The following is a 21016-nucleotide window of genomic DNA, read 5'->3' as shown; positions in this document are numbered from 1 at the left end:
GTCTTTGGCGAGCCGCCTGCAGCGACCGAGCCAGGCGAATGTTCGTTCGACCACCCAGCGGCGAGGCAGGATTTCAAAGCCCTTGGTTGTGTCTGATCGCCTGATGATTTCGACCGTCCATTTTCCCATGCTGGCGAGCACGGATCTCAGTTTATTACCGGCATAGCCGCCATCGGCGAAGACGTGGCGAAGCCATGGAAAATGTTTGCGTATTGCCGCCAGGACATCGACAGCCCCGTCACGATCCTGAATGTCAGCGGCATGAAGAAGGAGGAAGATCAGGAAGCCTCAGGTATCCGTCAGAATATGGCGCTTGCGACCTTTGACCTTCTTTCCAGCGTCATAACCGGAAATTCCCCCGCTTTCCGTGGTTTTCACCGACTGGCTATCAATCACGCCCGTGCTCGGGGAGGCCTCATGCCCTTCGATCTCCCGAAGGTTCATGACCAGTACCGTGTTCATCGCTTCGAACAGTCCGGCATTAGGCCATGCGTAAAAGTAGCGCCTGACGGTCAGGAACGGTGGAAAGCATTTCGGCAGCAGACGCCACGCACACCCACCCGAGGCGACATAGAGTATCGCGTTTACAACCTGCGCATATCCGCCGTGCGAGGCCGTCCGCCCCGTTTCGCCGGGGGGCACGAACGGCATAATCAAAGCCCACCCGGCATCCCTCATATCCGGTGGATATCGCAATCCCTCCCGGCTATGTTCGTGTCGGGCAATACCAGTCTATGCCACCAATCACTCCATCCCTTTGCAAAGACGGATGAATCACAACATGCTGGTATTGTTCAAAAACTTTTGGATCAGGCTCTTAAAAAAGAGCCAATCCGACTTCCTTACTTCAACCTTAGCAACGTCCGATCAATAATTGAAGACTGGTGGTCGAGCACGCGGACACCCCTACGCAAACCATTGTCCGCAGTGATGCGACCCGAGACTGGTCTGATGGACTCTACCTGCCAGATCAGAGAGATTGAGCAGCGGATTGTGAGAATCATCGCAGAAATAGGAGAGTTCACTACCAAAGCAGAACTTCTCTATTCCATTCCTTAGCTCGACCAGGCTCTTTACAAAGACCGAAACCATATCGAGCGATGCTTCAATCGCCTCAAACATTTTCGTCGTTTCGCAACGCGCTACGATCGCAGAACCATCCATTTTACAGGCTTCATCTATCTTGCAGCAGCCATGATCTGGATCGCATGAATGTCGATTAGCCCTAATCAAACTATATACGACCATTATGACAATCGGAACAGAAAATACTCCCCCGCATAGCCAAAAGAGACGGTACCAAGACCCAACAAAGCAACACAAAAGAACATACCCATTTATTTAATCCTTTTTCATTTAACAACTACAGAAAACATGTCCTCTTCCCCGCGTTAAAACATTTACATTCAAATAAATCAGTATTTTTTAACAACGGGGAATTTTACAAACAATCGCGTCTGTTTATTGACAGAATAATTGTAAACTCACGCGGAAAACTGGGAACACCTGTCAACTTGCCTCGACCAGTAGTCAAAGGTTGCATTAACGATTGAGGTCTTCAGAAGATAATCATGCGCTTCGCGGGCCAGTTTATCGTCCACGGGCGTCACTGGTCCAAAAACCTGTGCCCGAATTTGCATTCTGGCTGCGCGCTCAAGATACACAGCAAGATAGGTTGCTTCCTGCACCGACCGTCCTGCTGTCAGAAATCCATGATGTGCAAGAATAATTGACTTCTTGTTCCCAAGCGCTCTTGAAATAATAACGCCTTCCTGATCAGCAATAGGGACGCCAGGCCATTCTCCCAGGAACGCGCAATCGTCATACAGAGGCGTCATATCCATCTGTGCAACGACGAGAGGCTGTCGTGCCGCCGCCAGTGCAGACACCCATGGTGCATGCGTATGAATCAATGACATAACGTCAGGGCGAGCATCATAAACCCACAGATGGAAACGGGTTGCAGGGTTGGCCATCCCCTCGCCTGTCAGCGTATGGAGATCTCGATCCACCTCAATAAAATCGTCGGGAGTTGCTTCGTCAAACCCCAGGCCAAACCGAAGAGTCCAATACGCACCCGGACGATCAGAGCGCATGCTGATCTGCCCAGCCAGACCGGCCTCCTGCCCTGTCATGGCAAGAATTCTACAGGCATAAGAAAGTATTTCTTTCGGGGTTTTCTGACCAGGCTTCAGATGAACAGCCATTTCTTTGGTAGCACGATCATCAAAGTAAGACTTCTCCCGTAAATTCAATTCTTCCATATTATGTCTCGCAGTATTCATTTGATGAGATGAACTTCGCTTGCTATCAGAAGCGAAAGCTGCCAGTCTTAGCGGCAAAGTGAACGGTCTTACGCCTGTGATATGTCTGTCTCATACCCAACCACGGGACCGTTCATTGAGGGATCAGTCCATTCCATGCACAGAAATGGCTTTTTCAAGAATGCCACGATCAAGATCGCTGATCTCGAGCATAGGCAGCGGCAGATTGTGCCTGTCGGTTAGTCCAAGCTCGAAAGCCACCGCACATATCGGGCGTAGACTACCGCCATATTTGCGAGACATCTCCCAAAATGGCTCGAATTTTTGCGAGACTACGGCCACTTTCTGATCGTCCCCTGTCAGAGCCGCCTCTGCCAGTTCCTTCGCTTTACGCGGAAAAATTCCACCCCATTCAGAATACCAGATTTTTGCACCCGCCCGGAGTGCAGCCGCAGCCGTCTCATCACCGCTCACACCTACGACCGTCGTAGCCGGAAGAACCTTGATCAGCCGCTGAAGGCGCTCCTGAGCCTTCTGACGAGTTGGCCATCCACTAGGAATTTTCACAGAGCCGATACGAGGCAAAACGCAAATACGTGCATACAAATCATCAGAAAATTCAAACCGGCTGATACCAGGCGAGTCATAGAGAATGACCGGAACAGAGACGTTTTCACTGACAGTTTTGTAAAGCGTAAAAACTTCTTCCTCTCTGAGACCGTGGTAAGCAACAACAGGCAGCAACAGGGCACTGACCCCCGCATTCTGCAATCCGTCGCTCAGCGAGAGCACATCGCGTGTCCGGAATGCGCCAATACTGGCAACAACAGGTGTACCTTGGGCGGCATCCACCGCGACACGCGCAAACCGAACCCGCTCGTCACGTGTAAGATATGGATAATTGCCGGTGGAGCCTTGCACTCCAATCGAATCTACACCCGCATCAACCAGACGAGTAATTAGGCGCTCAAACCCCGTCTGATCGACACCTTTTTCGTTCATGGGCGTTATCGGGAATGCGCTGACGCCAGTAAATTTCATGATTGCATGGCTTCCAATAGAAAATGCTCTAGAGAAAGCAACACAGAAACTGGCGACTTTAAAGTTCCGGTTTTGAAAAACTATCTAGGCCGGTTTTCAACACGTCGCCGTCTCGATTTAAGCAGGAAGGACTCGGAATCATACTGGACACCTGTCAAAGTCCCAGTGCCGAGAGGCCTGGATGATCATCAGGCCGCCGGTTACCCTCCCAATGGAAAAGGCGTTCTTCCGATCTGATTACCTCATCGTTTATGGAAGCGAAGCGTGAGCGCATCAGGCCTGCTTCATCAAACTCCCAATTTTCATTCCCATGTGACCTGAACCAGTTACCCTCAGCATTATGCCATTCATATACAAAACGTACGGCAATCCGATTTTCTCGAAATGCCCAGACTTCCTTGATCAAACGATAATCAAGCTCGACAGTCCATTTCCGCTTTAGAAAAGCGACAATCTCATCATGCCCGTGAATAAATTCAGCCCTGTTGCGCCAAAAACTATCCGCAGTGTAAGCCTTCGCAACTTTAGCAATATCTTGGCTGTTCCAAGCATCTTCTGCCAGCCTTGTCTTCAACGCAGCAGTATTATCGTCAAATGGTGGAAATGGTGGGCGTATCATCAAAGACTTCCTTTCCTGATGTTGATCGTCGGTTGTATGCCCGACGATCAACTCAACGGGCTGATGAAACTCTTCAGGTTATCTGCAGCTCCGCACAATCGGAGGAGGAAAGAGAAGAGCGCAATATCGTGAGAGTCTTGTGGATTTCATCTTCGTTCAGATGAGCATAACCAAAACGCAAACAGTTAAGCTCAAGTTTACCGTCGAGAGAGAAACGCTCTCCACTTGCGATACGCAAGCCTTCGCCTTCAGCAGCTTTCGCCCATACCCGCACATCAATGCGGTTATCGACACGGAGCCAAACGGCCAAGCCACCAGCAGGAACCGTAAACTCTATTAGATTCCCAAAATATTTCTGAATTTCGTCGATAAAAAAATCACGGCGCGTGGCATAGATCCGACGGGCTTTTCGCGCGTGCCGCGCCAGTAGTCCACTTGTAATCATATGAGCCAGAGCCTGTTCCAGAGGCACATCTCCCTGGCGGTCAACAATTTCACGCAAATGGACCATACGATTCAGAATGTCCGGCGCAGCGATCACATAACCGAGCCGCAAGGCTGGCGCAGTCAGCTTGGAGAGAGAACCGATGTGAATCAGGCGTTGGTCGGGTCTAGCACGTGCGGCAAGAGGTAGCACGGGATGGCTGTCAAAACGGTATTCATGATCGTAGTCATCCTCGATGATAACCAGATCATGCCGCCGAGCGATTTCCAGCAATTTCAGGCGTCTTCCCGCCCCTAGTGTTACGGTGGTGGGATATTGATGATGTGGCGTCACATAGACGGCTTTGATACTTTCGTCACGTTTTATCAGACGCTCCAGATAGTCGACGTCAATGCCATCTTCATCAACGGGTATGCCTACCGTACGGGCGCCAGCCGCCCTGAAACAAGCCCACGCAAAAGGATAGCCCGGATTTTCAACTGCGATGCTATCTCCGGTCCGTAGCACCACGGATGCCGCAAGAAAAAGCGCCATCTGACTGCCATGCGTGATCAAAAGATCATCGGCTGAGACCGACAGTCCGCGTGCATTAAGAAATTCATTCGCCAGAGCCGCTCTCAACTCGCTCGAACCACGCGGATCCGCGTAATCATCAGAAGAGAGGAAAAGAGAGGATGTCAGAACGCTTCGAAACGCCCGTGCCAACTCGTTTCGCGGCATAATCCTGGGATCTGGCGTACCATCCGAGACCCGCAAAACCTGCGTCTTCATAGTCCTCGATGGAATGTTCTTCTTCACAGGGGTCTGTTTTTGAGCGGGGATCGTGTCTGCAACAGGGAGGTCGTCCGCGACAAATGTTCCCTGTGACGACCGGGCAACGAGCCATCCCTGCATCGTCAGTTCATGATAGGCCGCATCAACGGTGTTACGATGCACCCCCAGAGTTCGCGACAATGCGCGAGTTCCAGGAAGGATCTGTCCAGGCTTCAGCCGCCCTCGCTCGATCTCCCGAATAATGGACTCGGCCAAGTCGAGATAGACGGCTCTCGTCGGATCGCCAATCAGCTCAATGGTGAATTCATGCCGTGCAGACAAACCGGCCTACCTTATTTTCCAAAACCGGCCCTCTATAGCGGGCCACTCTTAGGCTATAATCCTCTCCTCAGGGAAGCTGCAAGACTTCTCATTGCTTTGAAAGCTTATCCAAAAAACCGCGCGACCTCTGATTGGATAATGGGAGCATGGCCGGGCGAAAGGCAGCAGGATGACAGGGCGTTATGTGACGGCCAGCCGACTGAACGACGGAACCGTTGTCTGGTTGACGACCCAACAGACATGGTCGGAGCAGTTCGAAGCCGCTGGCTGTTTTGAGAGTGAGGCATTTCCTGCAGCGTTGCAGACCGCGGAAGACGCTCAGGCGGCGCGTGAGGTCATAGATATGCATGCAGCACCCGCTCCCCTCACCTATCGTGAACAGATCCGGGCCTTTGGTCCCAGTGTTCGGGATGATCTGGGCACGCAGAGTCAACACATGCCCAGGCCCGTCCCTCTCCCCTCTCCGCCTGTATCGGGTCACCAGCCGGATTTTGCGGGAATTTACCGCTACGATGATTATGATCGTGATCATCTGCGCGCGCGCGTGGCTGTCTTCCGCGAACAGGTCGAACGTCGCCTGGGCGGCGCATTGAGTGAGGATGAATTCAAGCCACTCCGGCTGATGAATGGCGTCTATCTTCAGCTACACGGCTATATGCTGCGCATAGCATTGCCTTATGGATTGTTGAGTTCCGGACAACTCCGACAGCTTGCCTATATTGCCCGTCATTTCGATCGAGGCTACGGGCATTTCACGACCCGACAGAATATGCAGTTCAACTGGATCCGTCTGGAAGATACGCCCGATATTCTTGATGTTCTGGCGAAGGCCGACATGCATTCCATCCAGACCAGTGGCAATTGCGTGCGCAATGTTACAGCCGATCATTTTGCGGGCGCAGCGGCGGAAGAAGTCGTGGATCCGCGACTCTATGCGGAAATATTACGGCAATGGTCAACGGATCATCCTGAGTTCACCTATCTGCCACGCAAGTTCAAAATCGCCATTACCGGGGGACCCATTGATCGGGCCGCGATCCGTTTCCATGATATTGGTATTCAAGCGCTCCGGAACGCCGATGGAGAAGCTGAATTTTCTCTCTATGCGGGAGGTGGGCTAGGCCGGACACCCGCTATCGGCGTCAAATTACGGGACTGGCTGCCGGTACGGGATCTGCTCCGCTACGTCGAAGCCGTCCTGCGCACCTATAATGCACTGGGTCGCAGGGACAATATGTATAAAGCCCGGATCAAAATTCTGATCAAGGACATGAAACCTGAGAATTTTGTCCAGATGATCGAGCACGAACTGGCCGGAATGCCGACCGATTATAACGTGCTCGGTCCTGAGATCATCACTGCTTTACAGGCCCGTTTCACTGAACCCCCGTTTGAAACACTTATGGATGGTTCCGGTGACCTGAAACGTCAGGCGAACAGCGATCCTGTCTTTTCCAACTGGCTTGCGTCCAACACACATCCACACAGGAAAGCAGGCTACATCAGCGCCGTAATCTCCCTCAAGGCTCCCGGCGGCATTCCGGGTGATATTAGTGGCGACGAAATGGAGCGTGTCGCGGATCTTGCCGATCGTTATTCCTTCGGTGAAATCCGCGTGACCCATCAGCAGAACCTGGTTCTACCGCATGTCCGCCAGATTGATCTGCTCGATCTGTGGCAAAACCTCGTAGCAGCGGGATTGGGTACCGGAAACATCGGTTACCTGACGGATATCATTTCCTGCCCAGGCCTCGATTATTGCAGCCTGGCGACATCACGGTCCATTCCGGTCGCACAACGCATCGCCCGTCATTTTGCAGAAAACGGCTTGGAACGGGAACTGGGACAACTGGACCTGAATGTCTCGGGCTGCATCAACGCCTGCGGCCACCATCACGTGGGACATATTGGCATGCAGGGCGTGGACAAAGCTGGGCAGGAATTTTACCAGATCACGTTGGGGGGCAATGCGGGAGATCAGGCCTCCGTCGGAAGTATTATTGGTCCAGCGGTATCTTCCGAAAAGATCGTCAATGCCGTCGATGCCATCGTGAAGGCCTATCTGGCGCACCGTGTTTCTGATGAACGCTTCATAGATACATTGAAGAGGGTTGGCACGACACCCTTCAAGGAGGCCGCATATGCCCCTCGTTGACCAGAATGGGCGACCTGTTCGTGAAACCTGGCAGGCCACTGATATTCCTCCAGCGTCCGGACACAATCTTCTGCTTCCTTTTCAGGTTGCCCGAGACATGTCTCCGACAGAACTGACCAGAATTGCTCCCATAGGATTACGTGTCGACGGCAACACCGCCTTTGACCAGATCGTGCCCATACTCGCCTATGTCGGCATGGTTGTTATCTCTTTCCCCAGCTTCAGGGATGGTCGTGGTTTCACACTGGCCACCACGCTTCGCCGACACGGTTTTTCAGGAGAACTCCGCGCCAGCGGGTCTATCCTGCCAGATCAGCTCGCAGCCCTGCGCCAGTGCGGTTTCTCGTCAATCGAGACACCGCCAGCTCATCCACCTGCACAATGGCAGGCAGCAGCATCGTCGTTTTCCGAAGCCAGACCTCTCCTCAAACATCTTCTAGCACAGCGGAGCAGCGTGAAATGACGCCCTCCAGATCCCGACCATCACGCGCACCGGCGTGCATCCCCTGACAGGACTGATCCATGAACATACACTTTGTCATCCATGAATCCTTCGAAGCACCCGGCGCATTCGAAACCTGGGCGCATAAACATGGTTACGATGTTACCTATTCCCGTTCTTACCTGCATGACACCCTTCCTCAGACGGCGAATAATATCGATCTGCTCATCGTTATGGGCGGACCTCAGTCGCCCGCCACAACACAGGATGAATGTTCCCACTTCGACGCGGCAGCCGAACGCACTCTGATCAGCCAATGTATTACAGCAGGCAAAGCTGTCGTCGGTGTTTGCCTCGGATCGCAACTGATCAGAGAAGCTCTGGGCGCAGATTACGCCCACAGTCCAGAACCGGAAATTGGAAAATTTCCGATCAACTTAACAGAGAATGGACGTCTCAATCATAAGTTTTCTGGATTTGGTTCTACTCTTGAGGTTGGACATTGGCATAATGACATGCCAGGCCTTACCCCGGAGGCTACTGTCATTGCCTATAGTGCTGGATGCCCAAGGCAGATTGTCGAATATAGCTCTCTTGTCTATGGTTTTCAGTGCCATATGGAATTGACACCGGAAGTCGTTGAATTACTGATTGCAGCCTCTGAAAACGAACTAAAAGCCATGCGTGACCGACGTTTCGTGCAGCAACCAGCTGCTTTACGTGCCAATCACTATGATGACATGAATCAAAAACTCTTCGGTTTTCTGGATAAACTCATTGAAGAGTATCAGATTTCAGAAAAACGAGCTTTACGGCATTGAAACATCGGTAAGATGACATACTAACACAGGACGACATTGCGTGCTTCGCACCTGATCTCGTTCAAACATTCCAGAGGAATCTTGCGATCATTGATGAGCGTATACGAGGCTGAAAGCATTTCTGAGGCTACGTCCCTACGGCCTGATGACACTTGCGATTTTTAGACAAAATCACAACAGAATACGTGCGTGCCTTCCTCTCCTTCATTCGCTCCAAGAATATGCGCTCCAGATTGGTTTTCATTTTCACGGGTTTTCAACAGGAATGAGGGGGATTTTGAAAGTGCAATCCGCGTCGGACAGATCATCGTCCCATGCCACTAAGCTACTATTGGTCAAACACGCGGTGAGTGGCGAGCCCTATAGATCAAGGCAATACGTCGCACTACGCAGATATATGACTGACCTTCTTTTTTCCATGGGGTGTATAGGGTGACTGCTTCTACGACACGATCTTCTCCATCCAGCACTATTTTTACTGTCCTGGGAGCGATCAGCTTCTGTCATTTCCTCAATGACACGATGCAATCCCTGTTGCCGGCAATTTACCCGCTTCTCAAAGGTGGTTTTCAATTAAGTTTTGGACAGATCGGGCTCTTGACCTTAGCCTATCAGATCACGGCCTCATTATTACAGCCTTTGATTGGTCTCTACAGCGACAAGCGTTCCCATCCCCTGTTTCTGCCCTGCGGCATGGGCTTCACCTTACTGGGACTTCTAACGCTTGCATTCGCATCAACCTATTCGGTTCTCCTGATGGGGGCCGCCCTCCTGGGCACAGGCTCTTCAATTTTTCATCCGGAATCATCGCGTATCGCCCGTCTTGCGTCTGGCGGCGCGCATGGGCTGGCTCAATCTTTGTTCCAGGTCGGAGGCAATCTTGGAACAGCGACGGGGCCACTGCTGGCCGCTTTTATCGTCATGCCTCATGGGCGACGGAGCCTGGCGTGGTTTGCGCTTGTGGCATTGGGTGGCATGGCGCTTCTGTCAGGACTGGGACGATGGCGTGAGAACGCCGGTCGTATAATGTCCAGAAAAACAGCAGAGAAGACAGATATTTTACCTCTTCCCAAGCGTAAAATCGTGCAGGCGCTCTGCGTGCTGATCGCTCTCGTTTTCTCGAAATATTTCTATCTTTCCAGTATCACAAGCTATTACACGTTTTATCTCATGCATCATTTCCATCTGACCGTGGCACTAGCGCAAACGTATCTCTTCATTTTTCTGGCAGCGGCTGCGACAGGAACAATCGTAGGCGGCCCTGTGGGAGACCGTATCGGTCGACGGCGTGTCATCTGGGGTTCGATACTGGGTGTGCTACCTTTTACGCTCATGCTGCCTTACGCTGGTTTGAACATGACGGTTTTTCTCAGCATCATTATTGGCCTCATCTTGTCGTCCGCATTTTCAGCAATCGTGGTTTACGCACAGGAGCTACTCCCCGGACGTATTGGGATGGTATCGGGAATTTTCTTTGGTTTATCGTTCGGTATGGGTGGCTTGGGGGCAGCAATGCTGGGAATACTCGCCGATCATACCAGCATCGAGTACGTCTACCGTATCTGTGCCTTCTTGCCCGCAATCGGTATTCTGACAATTCTTTTACCCGAGTTGCACCCCCAAAAGTGCTTTTGAAAAGATATCAGAGATTATGTTACCATCTCATCAGATTTGCGTGCTGTCAGATGTTTCCGTCTGATTTTTCCTGATATAGTCGTCGGCAAACGTCGAACTAAATGCACTTCCCGAAGTCCGATCCACCGACCGAAGACTTGATGAACCTGTGCGATGATGTCTTCAGAAGAAGGGCTAGAGGTAGTTTCGGATACAGGCACTACGTAGGCGACAGGCCGCTGCCCTCTCAGTCCATCGGGCATTGCCACCACGGCACACGCATGAACAGCAGGATGGGTGGCGATGATCTTTTCGATCTGTACGCCCGAAATCCTCCGGCCTGCGACCTTGATGACATCATCGGACCGTCCGAGCATATGCACCGCGCGATTATCCTCGATTACGCCTTCATCGAAGGTGCGGTAATACCTGCCCGTTTCATCAAGATAGGCCGCAGGAACATGGATTTCTCTGTCTCTCCAGACACCCGCCAGACAACCGGGCGGCAACGGCAGGGGCAGGACGATCTCGCCGCACCGTTCACCCGGCATGGACGACACTATGGTCGGACGGAATCCTGGCGCAGGCCGTCCGATATCATTCATGAGCGAGACCGGCTCACGCTCGGGCAGGCCGAAGAAATGGGCGGTGATGCTCCACCCGGTTTCGGTCTGCCACCAGTGATTGACCACTGGTTTGCGAAAATAGGATCGCGCCCAGTCCAGCAAGGTTGGGTCCGCATACTCCCCGGCCACGAATATGCGCTCCAGCGCGGGCAGTATCGCCCCTGACAGATAACGGCTTTCCTGCCGCATCAACCGCATCTGGGTGGGTGTCGTGAACAGACATTTCACCTCGTGCTCATGACTGAGCGTGTGAATGGCGGAAGCAGATGCGCCACCTTCCACGATTACGCTGGTGCAGCCGCTGATCAGAGGGGCGTAGACGCCGTAGGAGTGACCGACAACCCAGCCCAGATCTGATGTCGTAAAGAAGGTGTCACCGGGTTTGCAGCCGTAGATCAAATCCATGGATAAGGCGAGGGCCACAGCATGACCGCCATTGTCACGCACAATGCCTTTCGCATGACCCGTCGTTCCGGATGTATGAAGAATATACAGGGGATCTTCGGAGCGCAGTATGACCGGCTCTGCTGGCGCGGACTGCTCCAGCATGTGGAAATCATGATCGCACACCGGCAGAAGTGAGGCCGGACAGGCTTTGCGCTGCACGATCACGCAGGCCTGTGGTCTATGCGTCGCTTTGTCCAGCGCCTCATTCAGGACAGGTGCAGATGGGATTGCCGTCTGCCCCTGAAAGCTACAACTGGCGGTGATGATGACTTTGGGGGCCACATCATCAATCCGGCGCGCCAGTTCCGGCCCCGCATAACCGGCAAAAACCACCACATGCACCGCCCCGATCCGCGCACAGGCAAGCATTGCGATGGCTGTTTCGATCATGGTGGGCATAACGATCAGGACACGGTCGCCTTTTTCCACGCCGAGCGAGCGTAGGCCGCCAGCAAAACCGGCCACCCTGCCCTGTAGTTCCCGGTAAGTCACCACCTGCCGTTCCCTGGTGGCGCAGGAATGCCAGATTAATGCTGCCTGCCCGCCGCGACCATTTTCAACATGCCGATCCACGGCATTGTGGCAGGTGTTGAGCGTAGCGTCAGGAAACCAGTCATGCCAGCCATCCGCCCGTGTCCTGCATGCGGCCACTGGCGGCTGCTTCCATGTCACGCGCTGTGCCGCAGCCAGCCAGAACTGCTCTGGCCGATTTAGCGCCGCATCATACATCGCCTCGTATGTCGTCCATGGAAGCATGGTATTTTACTCCGTTCAGGCTACGGGCACGTCTTTGCCGGTGATCTGGCTGGCCAGCCACGCGGCGTCACGCGAGACACCGGAAAACCGTCCCGATCCCCATGTGTGCAGCCACGGCAGGCCGAGGAAGTAGAATCCTGGCGCGTCGGTTACGCCGCGATGCCAGACCGGTTTGTTGGCCCCGTTGAAGACCGGAACGTCGATCCAGCGATAGTTCGGGCGGAAGCCAATGCACCAGACGATCGAGGTGATGCCTGCGGCTTTCAGGTCCAGCGGGGTGTTGCTGCCATCAGGCTCCCACACAGGTGCATAAGGGGCTTCGGTTGGGGCCGTGATCCCTTCGCGGGCGATGTAGGCGTCAATGGATTTCTTGATGTCGGCATTGGTTTTGTCAGCATCATCAAGGTTTTCCGCAAGATCCGGTGCGAAGTGCGCCACTTCATCGCGGATTGTCTCCAGCGTGCCATGCAGGCCCACGCCCTCCTTGGCAAAGAGCCGCAGATCAAGATCATGGCCTCCATTTCGGCCGGTGACATAATGATTGGTTTTGTCGCGTGCGCCGTCACGTAAGGGGTGATTGTCCACAGTAAGATCGTAGAAGTGCATGTCCGCAAGCCAGTCCACGACATCGCGGCCACGGTAGAAGCGCGAGACACGCGGGGCGGAACCGACACAGAGATGAACCTTGCGTTTTTCAAGAAACAGGTCCTCGACGATCTGCGCACCGGACTGACCGCTGCCCACGACCAGAACCGCGCCGTTCGGAAGCTGGGCGGCATTGCGGTAATCCTGCGAGTGGACCTGATGGATGGTGGGATCGATGGCACTCGCATAGCCGGGGATAACCGCGTCCTGATACGCTCCCGATGCAATGACCACATGCTTTGCATGCCATGTCTCTCCAGCCGCCACCACGCGGTACCCGCCGCCTTCATGGCGCGTGATGGAGGTGACAGCCGTGTGTTCGTGCAGCGGTGGGTTGAACGAGTTAACAAAGCCCTTCACGTATTCGATAATTTCCTGTTTCACCATGAATCCGTGAGGATCGTTCCCTTTGTAGGGATGACCTGGGAGTTCGCACTGCCAGTTCGGTGTGACCAGGCAAAAATTGTCCCAGCGTTCATCCTCCCACGAATGGCAGGCCGTCTTTGCCTCAAAGACAATGTGCTCCACCTTCTCGCGGCAGAGATACCAGCTCATGGAGAGCCCGGCCTGTCCGCCACCCACGATAATGACGGGAATGCTTTTTTCGTTCTGTGTCATGGTCGTTCTTTTCGTCTCAACAACTGAAAGACAGGACGCGCACCTGCGCATCGGGTCGATTAAGGAAGGGCTTACCGGCCTGTCGAATGGCGTGCAGCTGACCAAGGGCGCGGCTGCACGGGAAGCCGTAGCGCGCACGAACCCGCTCACTGGCTTCCGTCAGGGCCGTGTCCGCCTTTTCAAGAAACTCCCGGACCGGATAATCCTGACCAGGCGTGAAATGGTCCCTTATGACCAGTGATGGGGAGTAGCAGTCGGTCTCCTTCCCATCGGGCCAGCGCACACGAAAAGTCATTTCGGGCATGATGACAAAACTCCTGAAGCAGGGACGCCAGCGTGCGGTAGCGCCGCGAGACGCAGGTATGCGGGGAGATGCCGACTGGCGACGCAGCGCCAGTCGAAACGCCGGGCCGTTGCGGGGCCGCTCACCTGGAAACGGGCCGGACTCCGGACGCTCAGAGCGTCGCGCAACGCGCAGACAAGTGTTTCGGGGTGTTCCGGCTGGCACCAGAATGCCTCAAGAGTATGAAGATGCTCTGTGAAAGGTGGTACGGCCGGAACCACCACGGGGATTCCGCAAGCCAGAGCTTCGAGCGGACACAGGCCGAAGCCTTCCGTCCTTGAAGGATAAGCCAGGACCGAAGACTGCCGATAGAATGCCGGCATATCCTCATCCACAACTGTTCCCGTGACGGTCACCGCAGCTGCAAGGCCGCGGGCCCGCATGCGCCCCTCGAAGAGACAGCGATAGTCGGAGTGATCCAGCAGAGATGCACCCCCGGCTATCACAAGATGCAGATCCAAGTGCTCCCGATACAGCATCTCAAAAGCCTCGAGCAGAGCAAGCGTGTTCTTACGACGCTCGATCCCGCCGATCGACAGCACGAGACGTGCGTTCCGTGGAAGCCCATACCGGGCGCGAAGTTCCTGATCGCGCAGACCGGGCTCCGGAAAAAACCTTGTCAGATCGACACCATTCCCCACCACAGGTGCATGCCGTCCGTAATCAGTGAGGAGCGTGTCCTCCCAGAGCTGACTGACCGTGAAGAGTTCGGTCGCAGCCGTCAGCCCTCGTGTCTGGCGGGCCGCGACACCGGGATGAGAGAAGCGGTCCAGATGATGGACCGTGCGGGCAAAGCCCGGTATCCACCCTTCTTCCACCAGTTCGGCCAGCGCATTGGCGCTGATCGGGTCCTGCGCATGCAGTACGTCAAAATGTTGCCCGCGCAGTGCGTCCGAGATTTCACCAATGCGGCGTTCCACCAGCGTTGGCAGATCGGTCTCCGGCACAGCCGGAATACAGTATGTGGTGCAGCGGGGCGTGCGGAAAAAACCAGTCCCGGTCACATCCGGCGCGATAAGCGTTGCGTCATGGCCTGCGTCACACAAGGCTTCCGCCAGCGCCATGCCGTGCACCACACCACCGCGCGGATTGGTTGAATGGGTCAGGATTCCAATGGACAGACTCATGGCGCAAATCCCATGAGTGGCGTCCGGGCGAGATCCCAGAAGGTCTCTTTCTCGTCCGCCCATGTGACATCAAGCCGCTGCGTGCTGTCACACTGACCGATGACAGAGGCTGCAATATCACGCCCACGAAATCGGGCCATGATCGCCTCAGCATCTTCGGGGCGCGCCGTGAGCAGGTAGCCATAGCTCGGGAATGCGGAGAGCCAGCGCTCCATCGGCGCATCTTCTGGCCGTGGAATGTCATCGAGCGTGATCGTCATGCCCACGCCCGAACATTCGGCTAGCATGAGAGCAGTGCCCAACAATCCGGCCATACTAATGTCCTTGGCAGCACGGCTCAGCCCATCCTCGGCTATGCACGGAAGAAGTTCGAGATCACCCTGCAGACGTGCTGCCCCGTCGGTGCCGCACAGGGTTGAGCTTGCGTCCCAGAATGGATGCGGGTCATGCCAGCAGCCACGCAGATCGATGGCGGCGATCAGGACTTCGCCCGGTCGGGCATCGAAGCTGGTCAGCAAGTGACTGGCACGACCGAGGATCGCCACCGACAGCGAATTGTGGGTACTGCGCATGTTGATATGGCCGCCGACAACAGGTACGCCATAGGTGCGTGCCCCGTCATGCAGGCCCGTCAGGATGGACGCGGCCACCTCGGACGTATCGCTCCACAACGCATCCACCACGGCCACGGGACGGCCTCCCATGGCCACGATATCGCTGACATTGACCATCACGCCGCAATACCCGGCAAACCACGGCATTGAGCGGACAAAGCTGTCCTGAAATCCCTCGCTGGCCAGCAGGAGATAGCCGTCACCGTCTGGAAGCGCGGCACAGTCATCGCCAAGACGGATGGCGTCGGGATCTGCCGGTTTCAGGATCGCTGCAGCTTCAGCAATATCCTGTTTGCCCGCAAGGGCGCGACCATGGCGGAGCGTGCGCAGCAGTGTGGCAAGTTGATGTGCCATCACACCACCTGCCGTATCCGGGGCTGCGGACGTAGCAGCCAAGTCTGATCCTGACCGTGTGCCGGATAGCGCGAAAGATCGGCCTCCATGTCATGATGTGGCAGGCCATGCAGCGTGATGACGCCGAGACTCTTCCAGTGCAGGCGGCGGAAAAACAGCACATTCTGTTCCTGCACCTGGGCCAGAAACCGGGTGGCCCCAAGTTCATGCGCCGTGCTGACTGCCATACGGATGAGTTCCGCTCCGATCCGCCCCAGCTTGCGGTGATCAGCATGCACAGCCAGGCGGGAACCGCGCCAGATGCCGGGTTCAGCTTCATGAATGCGCACCGCTCCCACAACCCGATCCGGCATCCCCGCCAGGCAGCAGGCCGCGATGATGGGAATGGCAACTGCGTCAGTTGCATCCCGGTCGTCGTCCGCGAATACCTGCTGTTCGGTGCAGAACACTTCGCGGCGCAGAGCATGATAACCGGCGCGTTCCCACGGCGTGCGGGCAAGACGCACAACATATTCCGTGGGGATAAACGGCCGGTCTTCCATGCCTTCGAGGATCGTGCTCATTGTTCGTATGCCGAGAGCGAGGAACAAGCACCACACCGGCCACACCCGGCCCGGATATCGGTGGATTTCATGTTTGCCTCGCGCAGCATCCGGCCCAGTGGCGCCAACACGGATTTCATGAACTCGGCTGAAGGCGGCGCGTGATTTTCCAGCGGTGTGCCGGAAATGGGCACGAACGGCACTACGAAGGGATAGACCCCGATCGCAATCAGGCGTTCAGCCAAAGCCAGAATGTCTTTGGCACTGTCGCCAAGACCCGCGAGAATGTAGGTATTGACCTGTCCACGCCCGAAGATCGGCACTGCACTGGCGAAAGCGTCCATATAGCGATCAACGCTGACCGTGGCCTTGCCAGGCATGATCTTCTCCCGCACCGCCTGTGTTGCGGCTTCAAGATGCATGCCCAGGCTGTCGGCTCCTGCGTCGCGCAAACGCTGGAACCAGACGTGATCACGTGGCGGCTCGCACTGAACCTGAAGTGGCAGATTTACCGCCTCCCTGATGGCACGGGTCGACTCCGCCAGCACCGCAGCACCCCGATCAATTACGTTGGGCGTGCCCGTTGTCAGCACCATATCTCGCACGCCGTCGAGTTCCACGGCGGCCTTGGCAACTTCGGCAAGCTGCGCGGGTGTCTTGTAGGCAATGGTGCGGTCGGCCTCCAGCGACTGGCCGATAGCGCAGAACTGGCAGGAGGTGCGCCGGTCGGCATAGCGGATGCAGGTCTGGTGCACCGTGGTCGCCAGCGTGTCACGGCCATGCAGAAGGGCGATCTTCCAGTAAGGAATGCCGTCCGCCGTGCTCAGGCCATAAAAGCGCGGAGCCCTCGGAAAATGGATTGTGCCCAGCGTCTGGCCATCACGCAGCAGCGTGCTTGTCCCACTCTGGTCAGGCGGACTGGCCTGAAACGGAGACCGTCGTGCACCAGATGTATAAACCGGGACCATGACGGTCTGACCCGCGATGGTGATCGTCTTGTGATCTGAAGGCCCGGCGCCCCCTTTGCGGGCGATACCCCCGGTCTGCTCACCGATCTGAAGCCCGAAAGATTGCAGGTCAGTGACGAGCTTGCGGCCGGAAAGCGTGCCGAGTATCGGAATAGTCATGACGCAACCTCGTCATTGGAGGGAGCAACCGGCCCAGTTGCTCCATGCTCACCAACATAATGCACCGTGCGTGCGGGCCGCCGGTCCTGCAGTAGGCTGAGCAATTCCGGGCGTGCGTAATGCCCCACGGAATCCATCATCCGCTTGCGCTTGGTGATCAGTGCAAAGTCGAGATCGGCAATCACCATCCCCTCACCTTCCGTCAGCGGCGTGCCCAGCAGCTTGCCTTCAGGTGAGACGATGGCCGTGAAGCATCCACCCCGCAGCGGTCCTTCCAGCGCGGGATCGCGCGCTATATCCCTGATCTGATCTTCCGTGAGCCAGCCTGTGGCGTTCACGACAAAGCAGCCGGATTCCAGCGCATGATGCCGGATGGTGACTTCCATCTGGTCGGCGAAGATCTGGCCTACCAGCGAGCCGGGGAATTGGGCGCAATGGATTTCCTCGTGCTGAGTCATCAGCGCGTAGCGGGCGAGCGGATTGTAATGCTCCCAGCAGGCCAGCGCCCCGATGCGCCCAGCAGCACTCTCAACAACTTTCAGCCCGGCACCATCGCCCTGCCCCCAGACCATGCGCTCATGGTAGGTGGGCGTGATCTTGCGGCGCTTGAGCAGGATCTCGCCTGTCGCATCAAAGATGATCTGCGTGTTGTAGAGCGTGCCGAAAGCGCGCTCGTTCACGCCCAGCACCACGACCATGCCGGTGTCGCGGGCGGCTTCAGCCACCATGTCGGTTACCGGGCTAGGGATAATGACAGCGCGCTCGTAGAGCTCCAGATGCTCTCCGCCGAAGCGGAAAGCAGGCTGGATAAATGAGAAATAGGGATAATAGGGCACGAAGGTTTCAGGAAAGACCGCCAGCTTCACGCCTTTTTCGGCGGCATCGCGGATGGCCTGACAGACTTTCCGGGCAGTCCCCAGACCATCGTCACCAAGGACGGGGCTGATCTGGATGGCAGCGGCGCGAACGATACGGGACATGGCGGCGGTCCTCCCTTCGGCCTTCAGAGAGTCCAGGTGTTGAGGATGAAAGCGTTGTCGCGACGAGCCAACAGGATGATGTCGAGCACGTCCTGCGGATTGATCGGCGTAATGCCGGGGATCAGATTCTGCTCGCCGTAGCCATAGAGAGCTTGAAGCGCGAAGCGGCAGGCATAAACCTTTCCGCCTTCTTCAAGGATTTTCGCGATCTGCTTGTTGCAGTTCATGTGCCCCGGAAAGGCCTCGTCACCCAGACGGGGAAAGCCACGCTGCACGCCAAGCGTCACACCCGGACCGTACAGCAGCACCGACGTCTCGAAGCCTTTGCGGATCAGACGTGTGGCCTGCAGAAGATTTACGAACCCAACCGATCCTTCATTGGCGACAGTATGGAAGGTGATAAGGGCTTTTTCGCCGGGTTTGGCTTTAACGTCCTCAAAGACCTTATTTTCATAGTTGACGAAGCAATCGCCATCTTTATGCGGAGCGTGTTCGACTTTCGGCATGGTATATCTCCCGTGTGCTGCGGTCTCCGACGAGAAGCCGAAGCTGACCGCTGTGCCGAAGCGAACGTGGCACGGGATGACGGGGAGACAAAATATTGTATGTCTGATCTATGCATGACAAACGACGCAAAGCGCATGACAGGCCTGTTTCCAGCCACGACAGATCCATACAAAAAATATTAACGGGCAGGACAATTGGGAATAAATTGAATACCACTTTGTTTTGTAAGGATATTTATTTCACGCATTCGTGAACAGAAAGCGATTTTGTTTTTTGGCCGCTCGCGAACAGCCTCTGGGAATCAGGCGATTCCGACCATTCCTGATCGTGCTGTCAGATCACACAATATCGGCAAAACCAGGGGAACGCTTGTGCTGCAGGACCGACAGCACCCCATGCAGGGATTCCTCAAGGCTTGCGGCGTCAGGTGCACTGCCCAGGGCGATCCGTGCGCGCTGCGGGGGCTCGCCGTTGATAGCAAAAACGGTGCTGGGCACCAGCGCCAGCCCCCGCCTGCGGGCATAGGCCACGAAATCCGCACTCCCCCACCAGTCCGGCAGTTTCAGCCAGACATGCGGTCCGTTAGGATTCATGCAGTGCCCCTCTCCGAGAATCTTGCGGGCAATGGACTGGCGCAGGCGCAGTTCTTTTTGGATGGCATGGAGGATCGTATGCGCCTGCTCGGTCTGCATCCATCGCGCCGTCAGCGCGCTGAGCAGACCGGCATTGGTGAGCGCAATCGCCCGGATCGCCGCCGTAACACGTCGGGTCATGTCCGTGTTGGGCAGGGCGACATACGCCGTGCGCAGGCCCGGACTGAGCGTTTTGGCAAGAGTCGCCACGTAACTGACACGACTATGATCAAGGGCCGCCAGCGCAGGCAGCGGATTGTCCATGAGAAGACTGTAAGGGTCGTCCTCAGCAATATGCAGATGATGGCGCTGGGCAACCTTCAGGATATCCTTACGTCTTTGCAGAGACATCATGGCCGTGGTGGGATTGTGGATGGTCGGGATGCAGTAGAGCATCCGGGGATGATGTTCGGCGCAGACCCGATCCAACTGGTCCGGCATCATGCCTTCCATATCGCTGTCCACACCCACCAGAATGAGATCGAACTGCGCGGCAATGGTCCGGATGCCCGGATAGGCGATGCGGTCGGTGACAATGACATCACCCGGTTGCGTGTGGGTACTGACAATCGCAGCCAGAGCACTCTGGGCACCCGGCGAGACAAGGATTTCATCTGTGCGCCGCTGCCCGATGACGGGTGCGATCCATTTCGCGCCAAGTTGGCGTTCTTCCAGTGTACCGCCCGTTACCCGATAGGACATCAGACTGTTCAGGTCCTGCTGCTTGAGGATGGTCGTAATGTCGCTCTGGATAATGCGCTGAAGGGGCGGGTCCTGCGGGATGGGCGGCAGGTTCATGGTCAGGTCAACTACGGCCGGCCCCGTATGACGCCAGTGACTTTCTCCCGCGCCGACACGGACAAAGGTGCCCCGGCCGACCGTCGCATCAATCAGGCCGCGCCGCCGCGCCTCGGTAAACGCCCGGGTCACGGTCGTCAGATTGGCGTCAAGATACTCTGCGATTGTTCGCTGTGGAGGCAGCCTGTCTCCTTCCCTCAGCTCACCCTTGCGGATGGAAAGTGCCAGAGCATCCGCGATCGTCAGATAAATGGCGTTCGGACTCCGTTCGATCTCTTCTTTCCAATGGGCCAGATAGGGGTATGCGGACATGAAGTGAGACTTCCATACAATGGTAAGAGTTATATTTAAACATAATCCGCACAATCAACGCAATCATGCCCAAACCAGACCACTCCACTCCA

Annotated in this window: 19 protein-coding genes and 1 pseudogene; 4 read left to right on the top strand and 16 right to left on the bottom strand. The window is 55.7% G+C overall.

Features of this window, described 5'->3' with window-relative positions; all coding sequences use genetic code 11:
• The 6 genes and pseudogenes from FKW19_RS01895 to FKW19_RS01870 all read right to left on the bottom strand — a co-directional run.
• Positions 1-678, bottom strand: a pseudogene (locus FKW19_RS01895) (IS5 family transposase); the annotation flags it as partial.
• A 228-nt stretch (positions 679-906) separates the two neighbouring features.
• Positions 907-1164, bottom strand: a complete 258-nt coding sequence (locus tag FKW19_RS16055) for a hypothetical protein (RefSeq protein ID WP_408736356.1) — start codon at positions 1162-1164, stop codon at positions 907-909.
• Positions 1165-1484: 320 nt separating this feature from the next.
• On the bottom strand, positions 1485-2264 hold the full coding sequence (locus FKW19_RS01885) for an aldolase (RefSeq protein ID WP_089179615.1): 780 nt from the start codon (positions 2262-2264) through the stop codon (positions 1485-1487).
• Between the two features lie 144 nt (positions 2265-2408).
• Positions 2409-3305: a dihydrodipicolinate synthase family protein gene (locus FKW19_RS01880; protein ID WP_089179616.1), complete on the bottom strand. Its 897-nt coding sequence runs from the start codon at positions 3303-3305 to the stop codon at positions 2409-2411.
• A 154-nt stretch (positions 3306-3459) separates the two neighbouring features.
• Positions 3460-3924 carry a nuclear transport factor 2 family protein gene (locus tag FKW19_RS01875; protein WP_089179617.1) on the bottom strand — a complete coding sequence of 155 codons (465 nt, stop codon included), beginning with the start codon at positions 3922-3924 and terminating at the stop codon, positions 3460-3462.
• A 73-nt stretch (positions 3925-3997) separates the two neighbouring features.
• Positions 3998-5464 (bottom strand): PLP-dependent aminotransferase family protein, encoded by a 1467-nt coding sequence (locus FKW19_RS01870; RefSeq protein ID WP_089179618.1) that lies wholly within the window; start codon positions 5462-5464, stop codon positions 3998-4000.
• Positions 5465-5633: 169 nt separating this feature from the next.
• On the opposite strand from FKW19_RS01870, the gene FKW19_RS01865 reads away from it, so the two are divergent.
• The 4 genes from FKW19_RS01865 (at position 5634) to FKW19_RS01850 (ending at position 10517) form a co-directional block, all read left to right on the top strand.
• A complete protein-coding gene (locus FKW19_RS01865; RefSeq protein WP_089179619.1) occupies positions 5634-7619 on the top strand; it encodes a DUF2849 domain-containing protein in 1986 nt (661 codons plus the stop codon).
• The gene (locus tag FKW19_RS01860; protein ID WP_089179620.1) at positions 7606-8082 is read left to right on the top strand and encodes a DUF934 domain-containing protein; all 477 of its coding nucleotides are present in this window, start codon (positions 7606-7608) and stop codon (positions 8080-8082) included. The genes FKW19_RS01865 and FKW19_RS01860 overlap by 14 nt, the downstream gene beginning before the upstream one ends.
• Positions 8083-8141: 59 nt before the next feature.
• Entirely contained in the window at positions 8142-8882 is a 741-nt protein-coding gene (locus FKW19_RS01855) for a type 1 glutamine amidotransferase (RefSeq protein ID WP_089179621.1), read from the top strand.
• A 432-nt stretch (positions 8883-9314) separates the two neighbouring features.
• On the top strand, positions 9315-10517 hold the full coding sequence (locus tag FKW19_RS01850) for an MFS transporter (RefSeq protein WP_238331265.1): 1203 nt from the start codon (positions 9315-9317) through the stop codon (positions 10515-10517).
• A gap of 14 nt (positions 10518-10531) precedes the next feature.
• On the opposite strand, the gene FKW19_RS01845 is transcribed toward FKW19_RS01850, so the two are convergent.
• The 10 genes from FKW19_RS01845 to FKW19_RS01800 form a co-directional block, all read right to left on the bottom strand.
• Entirely contained in the window at positions 10532-12325 is a 1794-nt protein-coding gene (locus tag FKW19_RS01845; RefSeq protein WP_089179623.1) for an AMP-binding protein, read from the bottom strand.
• 15 nt (positions 12326-12340) lie between these two features.
• A complete protein-coding gene (locus tag FKW19_RS01840; RefSeq protein ID WP_089179624.1) occupies positions 12341-13588 on the bottom strand; it encodes an MSMEG_0569 family flavin-dependent oxidoreductase in 1248 nt (415 codons plus the stop codon).
• A 16-nt stretch (positions 13589-13604) separates the two neighbouring features.
• On the bottom strand, positions 13605-13892 hold the full coding sequence (locus FKW19_RS01835) for an MSMEG_0570 family nitrogen starvation response protein (RefSeq protein WP_089179625.1): 288 nt from the start codon (positions 13890-13892) through the stop codon (positions 13605-13607).
• Complete coding sequence (locus FKW19_RS01830) at positions 13880-15058, bottom strand: MSMEG_0565 family glycosyltransferase (protein WP_089179626.1); 1179 nt, start codon at positions 15056-15058, stop codon at positions 13880-13882. The genes FKW19_RS01835 and FKW19_RS01830 overlap by 13 nt, the downstream gene beginning before the upstream one ends.
• Entirely contained in the window at positions 15055-16029 is a 975-nt protein-coding gene (locus FKW19_RS01825; RefSeq protein WP_193561129.1) for a sll0787 family AIR synthase-like protein, read from the bottom strand. The genes FKW19_RS01830 and FKW19_RS01825 overlap by 4 nt, the downstream gene beginning before the upstream one ends.
• Positions 16026-16589: an MSMEG_0567/Sll0786 family nitrogen starvation N-acetyltransferase gene (locus FKW19_RS01820; RefSeq protein WP_089179627.1), complete on the bottom strand. Its 564-nt coding sequence runs from the start codon at positions 16587-16589 to the stop codon at positions 16026-16028. Before FKW19_RS01820 ends, FKW19_RS01825 begins: the two co-directional genes overlap by 4 nt.
• Positions 16586-17695: an MSMEG_0568 family radical SAM protein gene (locus FKW19_RS01815; RefSeq protein ID WP_089179628.1), complete on the bottom strand. Its 1110-nt coding sequence runs from the start codon at positions 17693-17695 to the stop codon at positions 16586-16588. The genes FKW19_RS01820 and FKW19_RS01815 overlap by 4 nt, the downstream gene beginning before the upstream one ends.
• On the bottom strand, positions 17692-18675 hold the full coding sequence (locus FKW19_RS01810; protein WP_089179629.1) for a Nit6803 family nitrilase: 984 nt from the start codon (positions 18673-18675) through the stop codon (positions 17692-17694). Before FKW19_RS01810 ends, FKW19_RS01815 begins: the two co-directional genes overlap by 4 nt.
• Before the next feature lie 23 nt (positions 18676-18698).
• Positions 18699-19181 (bottom strand): MSMEG_0572/Sll0783 family nitrogen starvation response protein, encoded by a 483-nt coding sequence (locus FKW19_RS01805; protein WP_086613587.1) that lies wholly within the window; start codon positions 19179-19181, stop codon positions 18699-18701.
• A 339-nt stretch (positions 19182-19520) separates the two neighbouring features.
• On the bottom strand, positions 19521-20924 hold the full coding sequence (locus FKW19_RS01800) for a PLP-dependent aminotransferase family protein (RefSeq protein WP_089179630.1): 1404 nt from the start codon (positions 20922-20924) through the stop codon (positions 19521-19523).
• Positions 20925-21016 lie beyond the last annotated feature (92 nt).

It is taken from the genome of Acetobacter sp. DmW_125128, from assembly GCF_008704325.1.
GTDB classification, from domain to species: Bacteria; Pseudomonadota; Alphaproteobacteria; order Acetobacterales; family Acetobacteraceae; genus Acetobacter; species Acetobacter oryzifermentans.
This window is presented reverse-complemented; position numbering and strand designations above follow the sequence as displayed.